The sequence below is a fragment of the Occallatibacter sp. genome, from assembly GCF_036502485.1.
GTDB lineage: Bacteria > Acidobacteriota > Terriglobia > Terriglobales > Acidobacteriaceae > Telmatobacter.
Genome location: NZ_DASXYM010000024.1, coordinates 1 through 17216 on the forward strand (window position 1 = coordinate 1; position 17216 = coordinate 17216).

Genomic DNA, 17216 nt, shown 5'->3' on the forward strand with positions numbered 1-17216 from the left:
TCGCTCATCGAGGACAGCGAAGCTGCTCCCGATTTCAAAGTCAGGGATGAATAACCTGGATCACCGCCGCGTCTGGTTCCGTCCAGGCGGCGGCGCCTTCGTGGGTCAACTGTTGCTTCTGATCGTTCCAATGCAACCGGGTGATGGATCCCTTCCCGTTTTCGTATGCGTACGTTGTGCCGTCGTCAGAGAACAGATTGAAGTCCGCATCGGACCCCGGGTAGACGCGTAAGGAGGCGATCGCGGGCGGCTGATCGGCGTTGAGAACTTCAGATCCGAGAGGCAGGATGGAGCCGGCGCGAACGAACAGCGGGATGGTGTCAATGGGAGCGGCGGCGGTGATGGTCTGGCCGCCCTTGATCCGCTCGTTGGTCCAATAGTTGTACCAGTCGCAGCCAGCGGGCAGGTAGACTTTGCGGCTGGTCGCGCCCTGCTCCGAGACGGGCGCTACAAGCAGAGCGGGGCCGAACATGTACTCATCGGGAATATCCGCCACATTCGGATCAGCAGGGAAGTCCATGAACAGGGCGCGCGTGTAAGGCGCACCGGTCTGGTAACTGTGATAGGCGAGCGAGTAAGTGTACGGGATGAGCTGGTAGCGCAGGCGGAGATACTTCGACAGGATCGCTTCAGCCTGCTTGCCATAGGACCAGACCTCGTTGTGCATGCGTTCGCCGTGTGCGCGCATGACGGGCTGGAAGGTTCCCCACTGGAACCAGCGCACGAACAGCTCGGGATAGTCCACGTAGCCATCCACGTTGCCGAGTGCGTCCGATGGATCAACCAGCGGTTTATGCGCGGGGTTATAGCCAGCGTGGATCTGGGGCGAGAAGAAGCCGGCTATATCGGTGTCCCAGTAAGGCATGCCGGTGGCGGTAAAGTTGAGCCCCGCCGGGATGGACCGCTTCAACATGTCCCAAGTGGAAGTGATATCGCTTGACCAGAAGACGGTGCCGTTGCGCTGTGCTCCGAGGTAAGCGGCGCGGGCGAGGATCATCACGCGGCGGCTGTCGCCAAAGTCGCGCCTCATACCGTCGTAAACAGACGCGGTATGGAACAGGGGGTAGACGTTGTAGAAGCGAGCGCCCGAGCCGATGAAGAAGGAGTCTTTGTAGGGATCCACGTCCGGCTCGGTCTCGTCGAGCCAGAGATAGTCAAACCCGTAGGGTTTGATGTAGCGATCACGTATGGAGTTCCACCACCACTTAGCGGCGTCAGGGTTAGTGGTATCGATGTTAGGGCCGATTTCCTTGCTGAAGGATCCGGAATCCGGCGTGCCGTTGGAGCTGCGGATCAGCCATCCCTTTTGCTGCAGCATGTCGTAGAACCGGGTGCCGGGAGCGAAGTGCGGCCAGACGCTCAGCAGGGTTTTGATTCCCATGGAATGCAGTTGCCGATTCATGGCGGCGGGGTCGGGCCAGCGCTTGGGATCGAGGTCCAGCTCGCCCTGGCGGGTCATGTTGAGAAAGTCGACAACCAGAACATCGAGCGGCAGATTCCGGTCGCGATATCCTTTTGCGATGTCGAGAGCCTGTTCCTGAGTGGGATAGATGGCCTTGCTCTGAATGTAGCCATAGACGCCGCGCGGCAGCATGTGGGTCACACCGGTGAGCTGGCGATATCCCTGATAGATCTCATCGACGTTATCTCCGGCGATGACGAAGAACGAGACGTTGTCGCCGATCTCCGATGACCACACGTTCCGCTCGTTGAAGCCGAGATCAACAGTGGTTTTGGATGGATTGTCCCAGATGAGGCCGTAGCCGCGACTGGAAACCATGAAGGGAACACAGACATTCTCTCCGCCGATGGAGGAGTAGTCGTGCCAGCAATGGATGCGGTGGTCGCGCAGATCGAGGGCGCCTTGTTGCTGCTGGCCAAGACCGTAGTAGTGTTCGTCGGCAGGCGAGTCGAAGGTGGCGGAGACGCGGGAGCCGGCCGGGCTGGGATGCTGCCCTCCGGCGGCATTTGGGTCGGAGTGATTGGGAGCCATGGCCCAGGTCCACATGGTCAGCAGCGGCTTGCCGGAGGCCGTGGCGATGGAGAGGGTGTCGTTGAGTGGAGGGTGCCGAGGCTCGAAGCCGCCGAAGTAATGGTGGCGCAACGACTGATTGAGGGGGTCGAGCGGCATGGCGTGAGGAGCGGGCTGGTTCTGGGGCGCCACATGCACGATCATGCGCGCGGACTGAATCACGTCGTAACCTCCCGAGTCCTGGGTACGAGCCCATCCGGCGGAGGAGGGCGTACCGAGCAAGCCATAGCCGGGGTGCGCGAGTGCCGCGGATTTTTGCGTGCTCATGGTCACGCGAAGGATGTTTGGCCCATAGGGCTCGAGGACGATGGTCCGGTCTTGCCGATCCAGCACAAATCCGGGCCCCGGATCGGCAGACTGGGCTGCGCTTGACGGGGTGAATGCCAGGAGGGCGAGCGTGACGAGGCAGAAGCTCGCCAGGCGGAGAGGGAGACGTGCATTGCGGCAGGAATCGGATGAAACGGGCAAGCGTACAAGTCGACGGCGCATTCTAGCCTCGAAGAGTGTGTTGTGTCGGGTTGGCGTCAAGACGGATGCAGATGCGAGGACAAAGTTCAGACGAGATTCAAGAGCCGGTACCCTGCGGTGCATTCGGAGCGGCATCCTTGCCTGCTTCAATGAGCCTGAAACTCTTGCGTTCAGTCTCCCGGTTCAGGGAATCTCGATGCAATTGAGCGAGGCGTTTCGCCAGCGCAGGGAGTTCCTGGGTTTGACCCAAGTGTTTGAGAGCGATGAGGAGGTGATAGGTGCCGCCTTCATCGGAGGGGTCGTAGCGCAACGCGGTGCGACATTCAGCGATAGCCTCCGGATACTGCCCGGCATGGATGTAGATCGAGGCCAGAAGGTCATGCACAGGCACGTAGTCGGGCTTGGCCGCAGCGGCTTTGCGCGCAGCCATCAGAGCTTCGTTGTACTCGCGGCTGTTCACGTCAGGGGACGCGTTTGTCAGGGACTGAGCGAAGAAGTAATTCAGGAAAGGGTCGTCGGGATGATCCTTCAACTGTGCCCGCACCCTGGCTAGTGCCTCTTCAGGATTATTCTTCTGCACCTCAGTGAGGTCGAGGGCATAGGCCCCCAGAACCTGCAGGGACGAGAGTTTTTCAACCCGGCTGAAGTCTTGTTCCGCGTGGGGGAAGTCCGCGAGTTCCACGAAGAGGAGGCCGCGAGCGACGTAGAGGGCTGGGTCATCGGGGATGTACTTGAGGCCTACGTTCATCATGTCAATGCCCACCTGGAACGAATCGTGTTCCAGGCATAAGGCGGCGAAAGACGCGTAGTAGTCAGGAGTAGTGGGACTCAGCACGATAGCCTGGCGCAACAGGGCGACGGCGCGGGGCGTGTTTTTTGTCTTTTCATATGCTTGCGAGGCCAGGCTCAGAATCTCCGGATCTTTTTGATCGTCGGTGAGCAGAGGCTCAAGGGTTCGAATGGCGGCTTCAAATTGCCTGCTCGCAATCTCGACCACGGCCAGATCGTAGCGGGCATAGTTGCGATCGGGGAGCAGGGCGACCAGCCGCTCGAACACTGGCACGGCCTGCTCGGCTTGTTTCGTCTCCAGCAGGCAGGAACCATAGGCTTCGAGGGACCCGGGATGATTGTCGATCGTCTCGCCAGCGAGCGCGAAGTGCCGATTCGCGGCCACGCAGTCGCCCTGCTTGCGCTGCAGCACGGCCAGCATTTCATGAGCAGTGGCATCTTTGGTATCTGCCTGAAGGATGCTCTCCAGGAGAGGAATTGCGCGCTTGTCGGAGGATGGGAAGAGCACCTGCACCTCACCGCGGAGCGCAGGGATGTAAGAAGGTGACAGACGCAGGGCTTTGTCGAAGGAGGCGATTGCCTGGTCCTTTTCACCTTTGAGTGAGAGCGCGATTGCCTGGATGGTCCAGAGGCGGTAGTCGGCGGGTGCGTTGTGGAGCCCGGAGTTGACAAGGGTTATTGCCTCGTCATACTGCTTTGCGTGGATGAGCGCCTGAGCGTCAGAGATGACGGACCCCTGCTTTGACGCGGGGAGAGTTTGCGCCCCGCACGTGGGCAAGAACAGCAGGAGAACTGCAATTGCGGCGTATGTGACGGGGCGAGAAAGCACGGCCTCTCCAGCTGGTCAGATTACAGACGCGTGTCCTTTGTTTCAACAGCGGTACAGGGGCGGGAGCTGAAGCCGCCGGCGGATTCAGCGAGCCGGGGAGATAATCCCCAGCTCGCCATTTTTGCGCGGGCTATCGTCAGTCCCGCTTAGAAGCTCGCACGCACATGGAACGTAATTGTACGAGCGGGCATGGTGTTGGTGGCCTGGCCGAAAGTTCCGCTGGTCATATCCGAACTGACGAAGGTGAGATTGGCTCGATTGAACAGGTTGAGCATCTCTCCTCGCAACTCGATTTTCATGCTCTCTCCGAAGAACCATGGGGTGGTGATGAACTTGACCACATTCAGGTTCACGTTGTTATAGCCGGGCTGATCGTAGGTGTTGCGGCCCAGATCGCCCTCCTGGCCAAGCGGTGGAGCGGGGAAGGACGAGGACGCCTGAGGTTGCGCGCCGAAGATGCCGGCCAGGAACTGGTCCTTGGTTCGGCCTGACAGGTGTCTGCCAAATCCGGGCACATTGGGCACGTCATAGTTGGTTCCGTCGGCGTTGTAATCGCCACCCGTGTTGCCTACTACGTTTCCGCCTGCGTCGAAGACCGGACGGAACGGGGCGCTGGTAAACACCGTGAACGGAAGCCCGGTCTGCATGATCCACACACCGCCGACCTGCCAGCCTCCGAGGACGTTTTGCAGGATCGATGAATCGAAGTGCGTGGGTACGACCCATATCCCGTCCGAAGAGAACTGCTGACGTATATCGTAGTCGGCTCGTCCGCGCTGGGCACGGATGTTGTCCGGCTGGATGATGTTGGTGTTGGCGGTGACGCCTCCGCCGGAGATGGATTGAGCCGTGCTGTACACATCCAACGCCTTGGCAAAAGAGTAGATGCCACGCACCGCGAATCCACGGGTCATGCGGCGGGTGAGAACAACCGAACCGACATGGCCGGCCGAGTTGCCGTTCGACGTCCCGTATTCGAGCGCGCCGAAACTGGGGTTCAGGAACTGCGGACTTCCCTTGTTGACGATCAGATCTCCCGCGAAGCGATTGGCATTCTGGTAGATCGGGAGATGGTGCGCGGCGGTCCCTGAATAGTTGAGCTCAAAGATGAGGTCGCTTCGCAGTTGTTGTTGGACGCTCAGGGTCCAGGCTTCCACCTGCGTCATTTTGTAGTTAGGGTCGAAGCCGCCCAGCCCGGAGCGTTGGGGAACACCGTCAAGCAGGATCCCGCCGCGCGAGTCGAATGTCACGTTGGAGGTATCCACTACAGGGCAGACCTGGAAGTATCCCGTGGGCGGGTCGCAGAGGTGGAACTCGGGCGTGGGGTTGCCCTGTCTTACGTTGATTGAGGGCGAGTAGAAATAGGGCAGGTTGCCGGAGATGGCATCGGTGATGTGCAGATAGGGGGGTTGGTCCGCGAACATACCTGCGCCGCCGCGCAAAGCTGTCTTGCCGGTCCCGAACACGTCCCACGCAAAGCCGACGCGAGGGGTAAGGCCATAGATGATGTGGTCGAGGACATTCCAGCGGCCATTGGGAGCAGCTACGGCCGCAGCGCCTGCAATCTGCTGCTGGCGGTTGCCCTGCGCAAGCTCGAGCAGGGTGAGTTTGGGGCTGATGATTCCAAACATGTGGCCCATCGAGTCGTAGCGAATGCCGGCGTTGAGCGTGAACCTGGGCATCACCTTCCAGTCATCCTGGATGAACAAGCCTGTGTACAGCTCCCGATAACGGCGTACGTAGGGCGCCTGGCCATGCGTGGTGAGGTCGACGTGCGTTCCGCTTTCCGACGTGGCCTTGTCCTGCACGAAGTCGAGGATGTTGTCGAAGTTGTAGGTCGGGCGCGTGAAGGCGCTGTCCTGCACGTCGTTCTCGCGGATGTTATAGCCGTCGTAACCAAACTTGAGGGAATGCGATTTGATGGTCGCACTCAGCACGTCTCGCCAGCCGACGGTGGTCTGGATGAAGTTTCCGGCGCCCCATGTGCCAAATCCCTGCAGGCCGGTGACATTGATGTAGGGGATGGCCTCGGAGGGAGTGGAGCCGTTCGCGCCTTGAGGCCGGATCATGTTCACGCTCATCTCGTTCAGGAAACGCGGCGAGAAAGTGTGTGTCCAGTTCACGTTGCCAAATTCAGAGATGTCGTAGTAGGGAATGTTGGTGGCGGGGCGCGCCTGAATTCCTTCCGAGGTACGCGAAGTCCGGATGGCGTCGGCGTAGATGCGGTCGTTATTGCCGACATAGTAGTCGGCGCGCGCGCTCCATTGATAGCCGTTGTTGGGAGTGGTGACGCTGACGTTGGCGGTGCCAACCGCATTGAGATTGGCGGGAATCCCGGCGGGAGGAGCGTAGAAGCCGGGGGTATTCGCTTGGACCTGGGCTACTGTCTGAAGGTTGCTGGTGGGGAAGGATTGGGGGGGCGCGGCTTTCAGGATCGATGCCGCGATCGTGTTCGGGAGGTTGGCCTCCACCCAGCTGTCGAAGTCCTGGGTTTCCGCGGTGACGGTATAGGCTTGCGCCGAGCTGGAGCGCAGCACATCGATGGAGCCGTAATAGAAGAGCTTGTTCTTGATAGCAGGGCCGCCGAAGGTTGCGCCAATCTCATTGCGGCTGAAGGTCGGGACGGAGCCGTTCTGGAAGACCGTGGGCCAGGCGAGGGTATTGTTCCGGAAGTAGTAGTCGAATGTGCCGTGCAGATTGTTTGATCCGGAGTTGGTGAAGACCTCGACCGTTGCGCCTGCGTTTCTGCCCTTCTGGGAGTCGAAGTTGTTGGTCTTGACGCTCATCGACTGGACGATCTCGGGGTTGGGTGAAATGGAGGTGCCGCCCCCGCGCGAGGGAGTGTTGGTGTAGGCGCCATCGATCATGTAGCCGTTCTGTTCCTGGCGCAATCCTGCCGCGTTGATGTTGATCGCGTATTCGTTGGTGTAGTTGTCGCCGGAGGTCACCGCGCTCCCGGTCATGCCGGGGGTAAGAGCGGTGAGGCCGTAGATGTTCTGGTCGGGCAGCGGCGTCTGTTGGACGGTGGTGTCGGCGATGACCGACCCCGTCGTGGGAGTGACGAGATCAACGGCGGTGGTAGCAGCGGAGACCTGCACGCTTTCGGAGGTGGCTCCCACCTTGAGAGCAGGTGCGATGGTACGGACCTCGCCGACCTGGAGGGTGAGATCGGGCTGGCGCCAGGTCTCGAAGCCGGAGGCGCGTACCTCCAGCGTATAAGTAGATGCGGCCACGCTGTCGATCCGGAAGTATCCCGCGTCGTTGGTGGTGGTCTCCTTTGACACGCCTAAGCGAGTGTCGGTGATGACCACGGTGGCCCCTGGCACGGCGGCTCCGGAGACGTCACGTGCGGTTCCCTCAATGCCGCTCGAGAACTGCCCCAGGGCGGGCACTCCCGTGATGGTGAACAGGAAGAAGAGTAGGGGGAGGAGCCGGTTCAGCTTTCTTGCACTGGCCATGATCTGTCTCCTGATCGGAATCGTGTTGTTTTGGTTTGCGTAGCCGGCTGCATCCCTGGATAACGTTTACTTTCGGATGAGCAACTCGACCGGCAAGTTCTGGATCGATCAAGGCCGAAGCATCCGTCTCTGAGAGCCGGGCCGCCAAGTAATATACAGTTCTCTTACCGTAAGAGACCCAGCTATATAACTGATTGTTAAGCGGTTGCCGGCCCTTGCGGGAGAACCTGCCGGTGGTGCCGGTGTTCACGCTGCCGGAGGTTACATGTCTATTGACAGCGCTTTCCGGCGAGTGTCTACTTGGTTGGCGGTACGGAGCACCACCCCCCAGCGCCCCGGCTAACGAAGAGGCGCACGGCATACTGGTCTGGCTGATCTCTCTGACCAGTGGACGCGAGAGAGCGATCCATTTTCCCTATTCTTGCGGCGCATCGCATCGATCGTTTAACCGTCGGCACCGGGAAAGCTATGACCGTAGCTCTTGGACATTCGCATCGCAGCGATCACGAACCCTGGCCCGCAGGGGCTGAAATGGAGCCGGGGCGCGCAGAACTGATATTCGCGGAGCTCGACCGCATTCTGGCCAGCCGCTTCTTTCGCAATGCCATACGCAGCCGCCAGTTCCTGGAGTTCGTGGTGCGTTATGCCGTCCTGGGCCACTCCGAACAACTGAAGGAACGCACGATTGGAACAGAGGTATTCCACCGGAACCCAGGGTATGCCACCGGCGACGACCCTGTTGTCCGGGTGCAGGCGGGCGAGGTAAGGCGACGGCTGCAACAGTACTACCAGCAGGCGCAGAGTGAATCGCCGCTTCGGATTGAGTTGCCGGTGGGCTCCTATGTTCCCGATGTCCGGTGGCTGCCGGCAGAGCGCAAGCCAGGACCTGAAAACGCCGATATTCCAGAAAAGAAGACGCAAGGGAGCCTGTCGGGCCTGTTGCGCCCCGCGGCTTTGCGATGGGCCGCCATGGCGGCATGCCTGATTCTGGGGATCGTGGTGGGCACTCGGTTTCAGAGTGCGCCGTCCTCTTCTCACGAGACTACGCTTACGGATCAATTCTGGGCGCCGGTGTTCGCCACCAGGCAGCCGGTCCTGATCTGCGTGGCGAAGCCTGTGGTCTATCGGCCGTCGCTGGAACTGTACCGGCGGTACGCGCGCACACATCCCGGTATGTTTCAGACGGAGGTCGATCGCTCCAACCAGGTGCTTTCTTTGGCCGGCCACGAGAAACTGCAGTGGAGCCAGATGCTGCCGTATCCGGATTACGGGGTTGCGGTGGGCGACGCCTACTCGGCCGTGAGCATCTCCGGCCTGCTTGGCGAGATGGGCAAACCCAGCCAGGTGCGCATTGGAGGAAACTACTCGTTCGAGGACCTGCGCAACTCGCCCGACGTCATCCTCGGAGCATTCAATAACAAGTGGACCATGCAGATAATGCCCTCGCTGCACTTTACGTTCGTGGAGGGAGCCGAGTCGAACGAGATTCGTGAACAGGTGCCAAACGGGCGGGCGTGGCGCGCCACGTATCGCGACTCGGAACGGTTTGGAGAAGACTACGCAATTGTGGCGCGCCTGCTTGATTCGAAGACCGGCCAGTTCACGGTAATTGCCGCGGGCCTGGCGAGCAGTGGCACGCAGGCGGCGGGCGAATTCGTATCGAGCCGGGAGTTGCTGGAGAAAGCGCTGCGGGCACTTCCCCCGGACTGGCAAAAGAAGAACCTGGAACTGGTTCTCAAGACCACGGTTACCGATTCGACGCCTGAACCGCCGCAGATAGCGGCTGTGTACGCGTGGTAGTGGATGGGCGGTAAGGTCCGTCGCGATGGTGTGATCTCGATCACCGCTGCTAAAGAACTTTAAGGCGATGCTTATAATGAGATTTCGGAGCCTTCGGCATGCGATTGGGCAGAAAGTTCGGGCTGCTTGTGGTTGTTGTCCTGGTGTTTTGGACTGCGGCCCCCGCGCTTCTTTGCTTGCCGACCATGCACCCGACGGCGCATCGCTCCTGCTGTAATGAGATGGCCGGTGAGTGCCCTTCGCCGGTGATGGGAGCAAGTGGTTCTTGTTGCCGGATCGATCAACAGAACCCCATACTGCCGCAAGACTCGCAGTGTTCCAATGAGCATTCGGCGCGGCTCGCAGCGGTTGTTCGTCAGGCGGATGTGCAGCCATTCGCCGTCTGGGTTGTTGGACACTATGGTCATCGAGAGGCCGCGCCTCCCCGATCTTCTTCAGGCAGCGCCTCAACGCTCCGAATCTAGAACTCTCTCCTCCGCAGGCTGAATCCTGGTCTCAAGCGTCTTCGTGCGTCCCTATCGGGCAGCTCGATGGCATGACTGAGGCCTCCCCTTGCATTCCCTGGAGGAGCCATGAGAGCTCTCGTAATTGCATGTCTCTTGTTGCCGGCCGCGGTGCCGGTAAGTGTCTCGCGTGCGCAGACGTCAGTCAACGACGATCGCTTCGCGAGTTTGAACGCTGTTTTTGAGCAGCACCATCGATCAGAAACGGCTGCTGACGCTCTCACGATCGACGAGATCGAGCGGATAGCGCTGGCGGCGAATCCCGAGATCGAAGTAGCCGCGCGTCGGGTCGCCATCGCGCAGGCACACGTGCCCGCCGCCGGTACGCTCGACGATCCCATGGTCATGTTTCGCGCGTGGGGCGTGCCGTTGAGCCAGCCCTGGAACTATAACCAGTCCCAGAACATGTTCAGCATCAGCCAGGCGTTGCCGGGGCGCGGCAAGCTCGCGCTGCGGTCAAGCGTGGCCGAATCGAGCGTGACCGAGGCGCGCGCCGAGTTGGATCGCGTTCGACTCGATGTCCGCGTTCGTGCTCGCAAAGCCTTCGACGATCTCTTGCGCGCCCAGGACGAGATCCGCATTCACGATGAGCACGTCGGCATCGCCCGCCAAGCGATCGAGGCGGCCCGCATCAAGTACGCCGTTGGCAAGGTGCCGCAGCAGGACATTCTGAAGGCCGAGGTCGCGCTCACGCGGGTTGCCGAAGATATGATTCGCGTAGATCAGGATGTCGATCTGGCCCGCGCCCGGCTCAGCACGCTGCTCGGGCGCGACCCCTCGGCTGCGCTTCGTGTCCGTGGTGAGCACGCGGTGCTCTCGAAGCTGCCGTCTCTTCAGGCGCTTCAGGATCTGGCGCTGCAAACCCGTCCGGACCTCGCGGCGGCCCGCGCCGCTTTGGAACGGAGCCACAAAGAGCAGGCGCTCGCAAAGACCGCCTACGTTCCGGACTTTAACTTCTCGGCCGGTTACATGCTCATGCCGTCAGGTTCCAGTTATCGCAACAACTACATGATCGAAGGCTCCATGAATCTGCCCTGGCTTAACCACCGCAGGCACGATTCGGAAATTGCTGAAGCCACGGGGCGCGTCACTCAGCAGGATGCCGAGTTGGCGGCGATGCGCAACGCCGTGTTCGGGGAAATCCAGGAAGCACTGGTAGAAACTGAATCCGCGCAAAAGCTCGCAAGCATGTACCGCGACCAACTACGGCCCCAGGCAGAAGCGACGCTCCAGTCCAGCGTCATCGCGTATGAAAACGGCAAGGCCGATTTTCTGGATCTTCTCGACAGCCAGATGAGCGTCATCGACATTGATCTGGCTATGCTCCAGGCCACCGCGAGTTTCGATGCCCACCTGGCCGACCTGGAACTCGCCACCGGTGGTTCATTCGAAGAGTTTCAGAAGTCCCCCGCAGAGGTGAAGCCATGAGCTCCCGCTCTTATCGATCCGCGTTTTTTCTGGCCAGCGTTGTCTGCCTCCTTCTCGGCGCCGCTCTGGTCTTCGTCCTCTTACGCGGTCATCCACTTTCGTCTGACACTCCGTTAGAGGATCCGGTCGTTGCCCGCGGTCTGAGCGGACCTGAACAGCCACTCTCCGCTGCAAAGACGGCCGACGCCAGCGCGGAGCCTGACCTGTCTCCGATTCAGCTTTCTCCCCAGCGCATGCAGGAGATCGGCGTCACCACAGCGGTCGCCGCGATTCGGCAACTGAACGACAGGGTAAGCGTTCCCGGCACGGTCGACATCGATGAACGCCGCATCTCGTATGTGCAGACGCGCTTTGCAGGATGGATTCAAAATGTCTTCGCGAACGCCACGTATCAATACGTCCGCAAGGGGGAACGTCTCTTTACCATCTACAGTCCCGATATCGTCAGCAGCGAGCAGGAGTATCTGCTTGCCAGACAGAATCAGAATGCTTTTTCGCAGGATGGGCATGGGGCAGATGGGCACGGCGCGGACCAGCACGGGACAGCCAGGCAGGAGAGCGATTGGCTGCTGCATGCTTCCGAAGACCGTCTGCACCAGTTCGGAATCCCCGATCAGGAGATCACGAATCTGCAGCAGAGCGGGAAGGTGCAGCACGACATCGCCATCAATTCGCCGGTTTCGGGATACATCACGGAGCGAAACGCGTTATCCAATGCCTATGTGCAACCCGAAACCAAGCTCTACACCATTGCGGATCTCTCGACCGTCTGGGTGTACGCAAATGTAGCGCAGAGCGATGTCGGCCGTCTCAGGCCGGGCAATGCCGGTCAGGTCACGGTCGATTCGTATCCGGGACGGAAGTTCAACGGGCGGGTCGATCAGGTGCTTCCGCAGGTTGATCCTGCGACGCGCACAGTGCGCGTGCGGCTCATTTTTCCAAATCCGGGAATCGCGCTCAAACCCGGAATGTACGTCAACGTGGATCTCGCCGCTCCGCTCGGACGCCAGCTGGTGGTGCCGGCGTCTGCGGTATTGCAAGCCGGTGCGCGCACCATTGCGTTTGTCGACCATGGAGGAGGGAACCTCGAACCGCGCACTGTTGAGACTGGCCCCACTCTCGATGATTCCATCGTGATCCTCAAAGGACTGAAAGCGGGTGATCGAGTGGTAAGCTCTGCGAATTTTCTGCTGGATTCTGAAGTGCAGGTTCAGGCTTCGATGGGTGCAGCAAGGCCCCCAACTCCACCGGCGAGCCCGGGGCAGGGAGCCGCATCTGCGCCGCAACTTCAGCTCGATTTCATCACCGTGCCATCACCTCCGCGCAAGGGGACAAACGCACTGCGCGTCTTCGTCAAAGGCGGGGATGGGAAGCCGGTCCCCGGGGCACAGGTGACCGTAGCCTTCTTCATGCCTGCCATGCCGGCAATGGGAATGGCGGCGGAGCACGCTCAAGCCACTTTGTCTGACAAGGGAAATGGGACATACGAAGCGCCGCTCGAATTGCCATCCGGAGGCACATGGCAAGTCACCGTCACAGTGCAACGCGGCGGACAGATCATCGCAACGAAGCAGCTGACGGCTAGTGCAACGGGAGGCATGTAGTGATCTCCCGAACGATTGCATGGTGCGCCCGCAACCCGTTTCTCGTTTTCACCGGCGCCATTCTGTTGGTGGTGGCCGGCGTGTGGTGCCTGCAGCGCGTTCCTCTCGATGCGCTTCCTGACATCAGCGACGTACAGGTCATCATCCACACCGAGTGGGCCGGCGAACCGCCCAACGTCATCGAGGATCAGGTCAGCTATCCCATCGTCTCGGCGCTGCTCTCCGCACCTCGCGTCAAGAACGTGCGTGCCCAGACGATGTTCGGTGACTCCTACGTCTTCGTCGTCTTCCAGGACGGTACTGACCTTTACTGGGCGCGTTCGCGGGTGACGGAATACCTTCAGCAGATCGCAGGCAAGCTGCCCGCTGACGTGCATCCCGCCATCGGTCCCGACGCCACCGGCGCCGGATGGGTGTATGAGTATGCCCTCATAGATCGCAGCCATACACACAGCCTTGCCGATCTCCGCGCGTTGCAGGACTGGTACCTGCGCTATCAGCTTGAAACAGTGCCCGGTGTGGCAGAGGTCGCCAGTATCGGCGGGTTCGTGCGCCAGTACCAGGTCAATCTCGATCCGAAGAAGCTCTTCTCCTATGGCATCTCGGCATCGATGGTTATCGACCGCGTCCGGCAGAGCACGAATGAAGTTGGCGGAGACGTTCTGGAGATGAGCGGAGCCGAGTACATGATTCGAGGGCTCGGTTATTTGAAATCTCTCTCTGATCTCGAGAATGTTCCCGTCGCCTCGAAGAACGGCACTCCCGTGCTGGTGCGCGATCTCGGTACTGTCTCTTTTGGTCCCGACGTGCGGCGCGGAGCGGCCGACTGGCAGGGACAGGGCGAGACTGTGGGCGGAATCGTCGTGATGCGCTACGGGATGAACGCGCTCAACGTGATCGATGGAGTAAAGGCCCGGTTCCGTGAGATCGCGCCTTCGCTGCCGGCCGGCGTCGAAATCGTCACCGGGTATGACCGCTCCTGGCTCATCAACCAGTCCATCCACACTCTCAAGCGCGACCTGATTTTTGAAGCCATCATTGTCAGCTTCGTCAGCATTGCGTTTCTGTTCCACTTCCGTTCGGCGTTGGTGCCCATTCTCACCGTTCCGATCGCGGTGCTTGCTGCGTTCATTCCCATGTACTTCCTCGGCGTCACGTCGAACGTCATGTCGCTGGGCGGGCTCGCGCTTGCCATCGGTGTTCTCATCGATGCTGCCATCGTCATGGTCGAGAATGGCTACCGACACCTTGCCGAACGCACGGATCAGCCGGACGCGCCGACACGCCGCGGAATCCTTGTATTCGCAGCGCAGCAGGTCGGTCCCGCGCTGTTTTACTCACTGATCATTATCGTTGTGTCGTTCCTGCCGGTGTTCCTTCTCGAAGCGCAAGAGGGGCGCATGTTTCGCCCTCTTGCCTGGACCAAGACCCTGGCGCTCGTTTGCGCATCCCTGCTCTCCATCACGCTGGTGCCGGCGCTGATGCCGCTCTGCCTGCGCGGCAAGCTGCGCCCCGAATCGCAAAATCCGGCGGCCCGCGTTACTCAGGCCATCTACCTGCCTGTGTTGCGCTGGTGCCTGGGCCACCGGAGGCTGGTGATTGTATTGAACCTGATTTTCCTAGCCGCCACGATTCCCCTTTACTTTCGTCTCGGCAGCCAGTTCATGCCGGCGCTTTATGAGGGGTCCGCTCTCTACATGCCGAGTGCGCTCCCGGGCATCTCCATCACACAAGCGTCGGCTCTCATGCAGGAGCAGGATCGAATCATTCGTTCCTTCCCTGAAGTTTCGACGGTCTTCGGCACCGTGGGCCGATCCGACAGTGCCACCGATAATGCGCCGCTCGATATGTACGACACCACTATCATGCTCAAGCCGCGCGAGCGTTGGCGTCTGGGAATGACCTACGAAAAGCTCATCCAGGAGATGGATGAGAAGCTGCAGTTTCCGGGCCTCACCAACACCTGGACCATGCCCGTCGAGAATCGCCTGGACATGGAACTGACCGGCATCAAGACTGCCATCGGTATCAAGATTCAAGGCCGCGATCTTGCGCGTATTGAGGAGATCGGCGCCCAGATGCAGCAGATCCTATCTGCAGCGCCAGGCACAAATTCGGCTTTCGCGGAACGCGTATCGCAAGGCTTCTATCTCAATGTGGACGTCAATCGGCCCGAGGCCGCGCGCTATGGTTTGACTGTGGCCGACGTGCAAAGAGTGATTACGTCCGAGATCGGCGGGGCGACCATCGCGCAAAATGTGCAGGGCCGCGAGCGTTTCCCAATCTCTGTTCGCTATGCGCGTGACTTCCGCGACCATCCCGAATCGCTCTCGCAGGCGCTGGTCGCGACGCCCGGCGGCGAGCAGATTCCATTAAGTCAGGTGGCACGCGTTTCCTTCTCCCGGGGTCCGTCCATGATCCGCGATGAAGACGGTTCGCTTACCGGCTATGTCTATCTCAATTTGAAAGCGCACGATTACGGGGGATACGTGGGGCGCGCCAATCGACTGTTCGCGCAAAAGCTCACGCTGCCGCCCGGATACACATGGCACTGGGCCGGAGAATATGAGTTTGAGATGCGAGCCAAACAACGCCTGGAGATCATCCTGCCCATCGTTTTCTTCGTAATTTTCTTGTTGCTGTATCTCGTCTTCAAATCCGCAGCCGAGGCAGCTGTGCTCATCTTCCCGACGTTGTATGCCATGTCTGGCGGGCTTCTGCTGCAGTGGGCGCTTGGCTTCAACTTCAGCGTGGCTGTGTGGGTCGGCTACATCGCCCTGTTCGGGATCGCCGTAGAAACCGGCGTGGTGATGGTGGTTTACCTGCATGAAGCTTTCCAGCGTCATGCGGGTCAGGGCGAACCGATGACGGAATCCCGCCTGGAAGAGGTAGTCATCGAGGGCGCGGTCCAGCGCCTTCGACCGAAGCTCATGACCGTGACAACGGTCATCCTCAGCCTCGCGCCCATCCTTTGGGAATCGGGTATTGGCTCCGACGTGATGAAGCCCATTGCGGCGCCGATCGTCGGCGGCATGATTACGTCGACCGTTCATGTCCTGATCCTGGTGCCGGTCTTCTTCGTCATGCTCAAGAAGCGGGCACTCAGACGATCTGCACTTAGTCAACGGGCTCCGAGCGAAGAATTCACTCGCATCTAAATCACCCCTGTTGCGGCCGGAACCAGAGAGGGGCAGTACAGACGACTCCTTGAATTTAAGGACTGCTACAGCAGATGCATTGTTTACACTCGAAATGCATGCTCAACCGAGGCTATGCCTACACCACAATCATTAGCAGCAGATACCATGGAAAGACCTTGCTCTCCCATTTGGCAAGCCGGTACTCGCACTCCACGCCGGAAGCCTGGCAACAAAAACTGAACAGCGGTGAAGTCACCCTCAACGGCGTGACCGCCACCGGAAGCGAATCGCTCACCTCGGGCCAAACCCTGGTCTGGAACCGTCCCCCCTGGATCGAACCAGACGCGCCTCGTCACTTCGAAGTCGTGTTTGAGGACCCTCATCTGCTGGCTGTCAACAAACCCAGCGGGCTGCCCACCCTGCCAGGCGGCGGCTTCATGGAAAACACGCTCCTGCGCCTGGTGCAAGACCATACCCCCAACGCAAACCCTGTTCACCGCTTAGGCCGAGCCACCACCGGCATCGTCCTGTTTGCCAAAACTGCGCAAGCGGCCTCCGCTCTCGTTGCAAGTTGGAATACGCCGAAAGTTCAAAAGACTTACCGGGCGCTGGCTCAAAACGTTGCACAGCACGACGTCTATGAAATTTTCACACCCATCGGCCTCGTACCGCATCCGCTCATCGGGTCAGTGTGGGCTGCCAACCCAAGCGGCAAACCGTCGAGGTCATTGGCAAAGGTGATCTCACGCACCACAAGCACCACAACATTTGAGGTAAGCCTGTGTTCGGGCCGCCCTCATCAAATCAGAATCCATTTGGCATCCATCGGACATCCCCTGGTTGGCGATCCTTTGTACGACGCAACCGGTCAGCCTCTTAAGGATCACCCCGGCTTACCCGGCGATGGAGGATATTTCCTGCACGCCCAATTTCTAAAATTCCACCACCCGATCACCGGAGAACAAATCCATCTTGAGGCAGCTTTGCCGTCCGGCTTCTCATTGGATCGGCAGGTTTAAAGCGGGTGTGCAATCAGGTTTTCCTGTCGCCAATGAAGAAGGTGCGAGCGCTCCTTCAGGAAATCCTTGCGGCACTGCGGGTCTCCTGTTCAGGCGAGAACGAGGATGTCCGATCACCCGTTGGGCGTTGAATCGAGAATGCGCTG

8 protein-coding genes are annotated in these 17216 nt (G+C 60.0%); 5 read left to right on the forward strand and 3 right to left on the reverse strand.

Annotation, left to right across the window (positions count from 1 at the left end; genetic code table 11):
• Positions 1–40: 40 nt before the first annotated feature.
• From VGL22_RS04105 to VGL22_RS04115, 3 genes are all read right to left on the reverse strand, one after another.
• Entirely contained in the window at positions 41–2521 is a 2481-nt protein-coding gene (locus VGL22_RS04105) for a glycoside hydrolase family 31 protein (RefSeq protein WP_465265615.1), read from the reverse strand.
• Between the two features lie 76 nt (positions 2522–2597).
• Positions 2598–4118 carry a tetratricopeptide repeat protein gene (locus VGL22_RS04110; RefSeq protein ID WP_465265616.1) on the reverse strand — a complete coding sequence of 507 codons (1521 nt, stop codon included), beginning with the start codon at positions 4116–4118 and terminating at the stop codon, positions 2598–2600.
• Between the two features lie 146 nt (positions 4119–4264).
• Positions 4265–7576, reverse strand: coding sequence for a TonB-dependent receptor (locus VGL22_RS04115; RefSeq protein ID WP_465265617.1), 3312 nt, complete (start codon positions 7574–7576; stop codon positions 4265–4267).
• A gap of 468 nt (positions 7577–8044) precedes the next feature.
• Between VGL22_RS04115 and VGL22_RS04120 the strand changes: the two genes are divergently transcribed.
• The 5 genes from VGL22_RS04120 (at position 8045) to VGL22_RS04140 (ending at position 17070) form a co-directional block, all read left to right on the forward strand.
• Positions 8045–9376 (forward strand): hypothetical protein, encoded by a 1332-nt coding sequence (locus tag VGL22_RS04120; RefSeq protein ID WP_465265618.1) that lies wholly within the window; start codon positions 8045–8047, stop codon positions 9374–9376.
• A gap of 602 nt (positions 9377–9978) precedes the next feature.
• Positions 9979–11307, forward strand: a complete 1329-nt coding sequence (locus tag VGL22_RS04125; protein WP_465265619.1) for a TolC family protein — start codon at positions 9979–9981, stop codon at positions 11305–11307.
• Positions 11304–12911, forward strand: a complete 1608-nt coding sequence (locus tag VGL22_RS04130; protein WP_465265620.1) for a FixH family protein — start codon at positions 11304–11306, stop codon at positions 12909–12911. The genes VGL22_RS04125 and VGL22_RS04130 overlap by 4 nt, the downstream gene beginning before the upstream one ends.
• The gene (locus VGL22_RS04135; protein WP_465265621.1) at positions 12911–16069 is read left to right on the forward strand and encodes an efflux RND transporter permease subunit; all 3159 of its coding nucleotides are present in this window, start codon (positions 12911–12913) and stop codon (positions 16067–16069) included. Before VGL22_RS04130 ends, VGL22_RS04135 begins: the two co-directional genes overlap by 1 nt.
• Before the next feature lie 98 nt (positions 16070–16167).
• On the forward strand, positions 16168–17070 hold the full coding sequence (locus tag VGL22_RS04140; RefSeq protein WP_465265622.1) for an RluA family pseudouridine synthase: 903 nt from the start codon (positions 16168–16170) through the stop codon (positions 17068–17070).
• Positions 17071–17216 lie beyond the last annotated feature (146 nt).

What these genes read in the sequence shown, in the direction of transcription:
- VGL22_RS04140 (WP_465265622.1), top strand. Translation starts at nt 16,168, where the DNA reads ATGCTCAACCGAGGCTATGCCTACACCACAATCATTAGCAGCAGATAC.
- VGL22_RS04115 (WP_465265617.1), bottom strand. Translation starts at nt 7,576, where the DNA reads ATGGCCAGTGCAAGAAAGCTGAACCGGCTCCTCCCCCTACTCTTCTTC.
- VGL22_RS04105 (WP_465265615.1), bottom strand. Translation starts at nt 2,521, where the DNA reads ATGCGCCGTCGACTTGTACGCTTGCCCGTTTCATCCGATTCCTGCCGC.
- VGL22_RS04130 (WP_465265620.1), top strand. Translation starts at nt 11,304, where the DNA reads ATGAGCTCCCGCTCTTATCGATCCGCGTTTTTTCTGGCCAGCGTTGTC.
- VGL22_RS04120 (WP_465265618.1), top strand. Translation starts at nt 8,045, where the DNA reads ATGACCGTAGCTCTTGGACATTCGCATCGCAGCGATCACGAACCCTGG.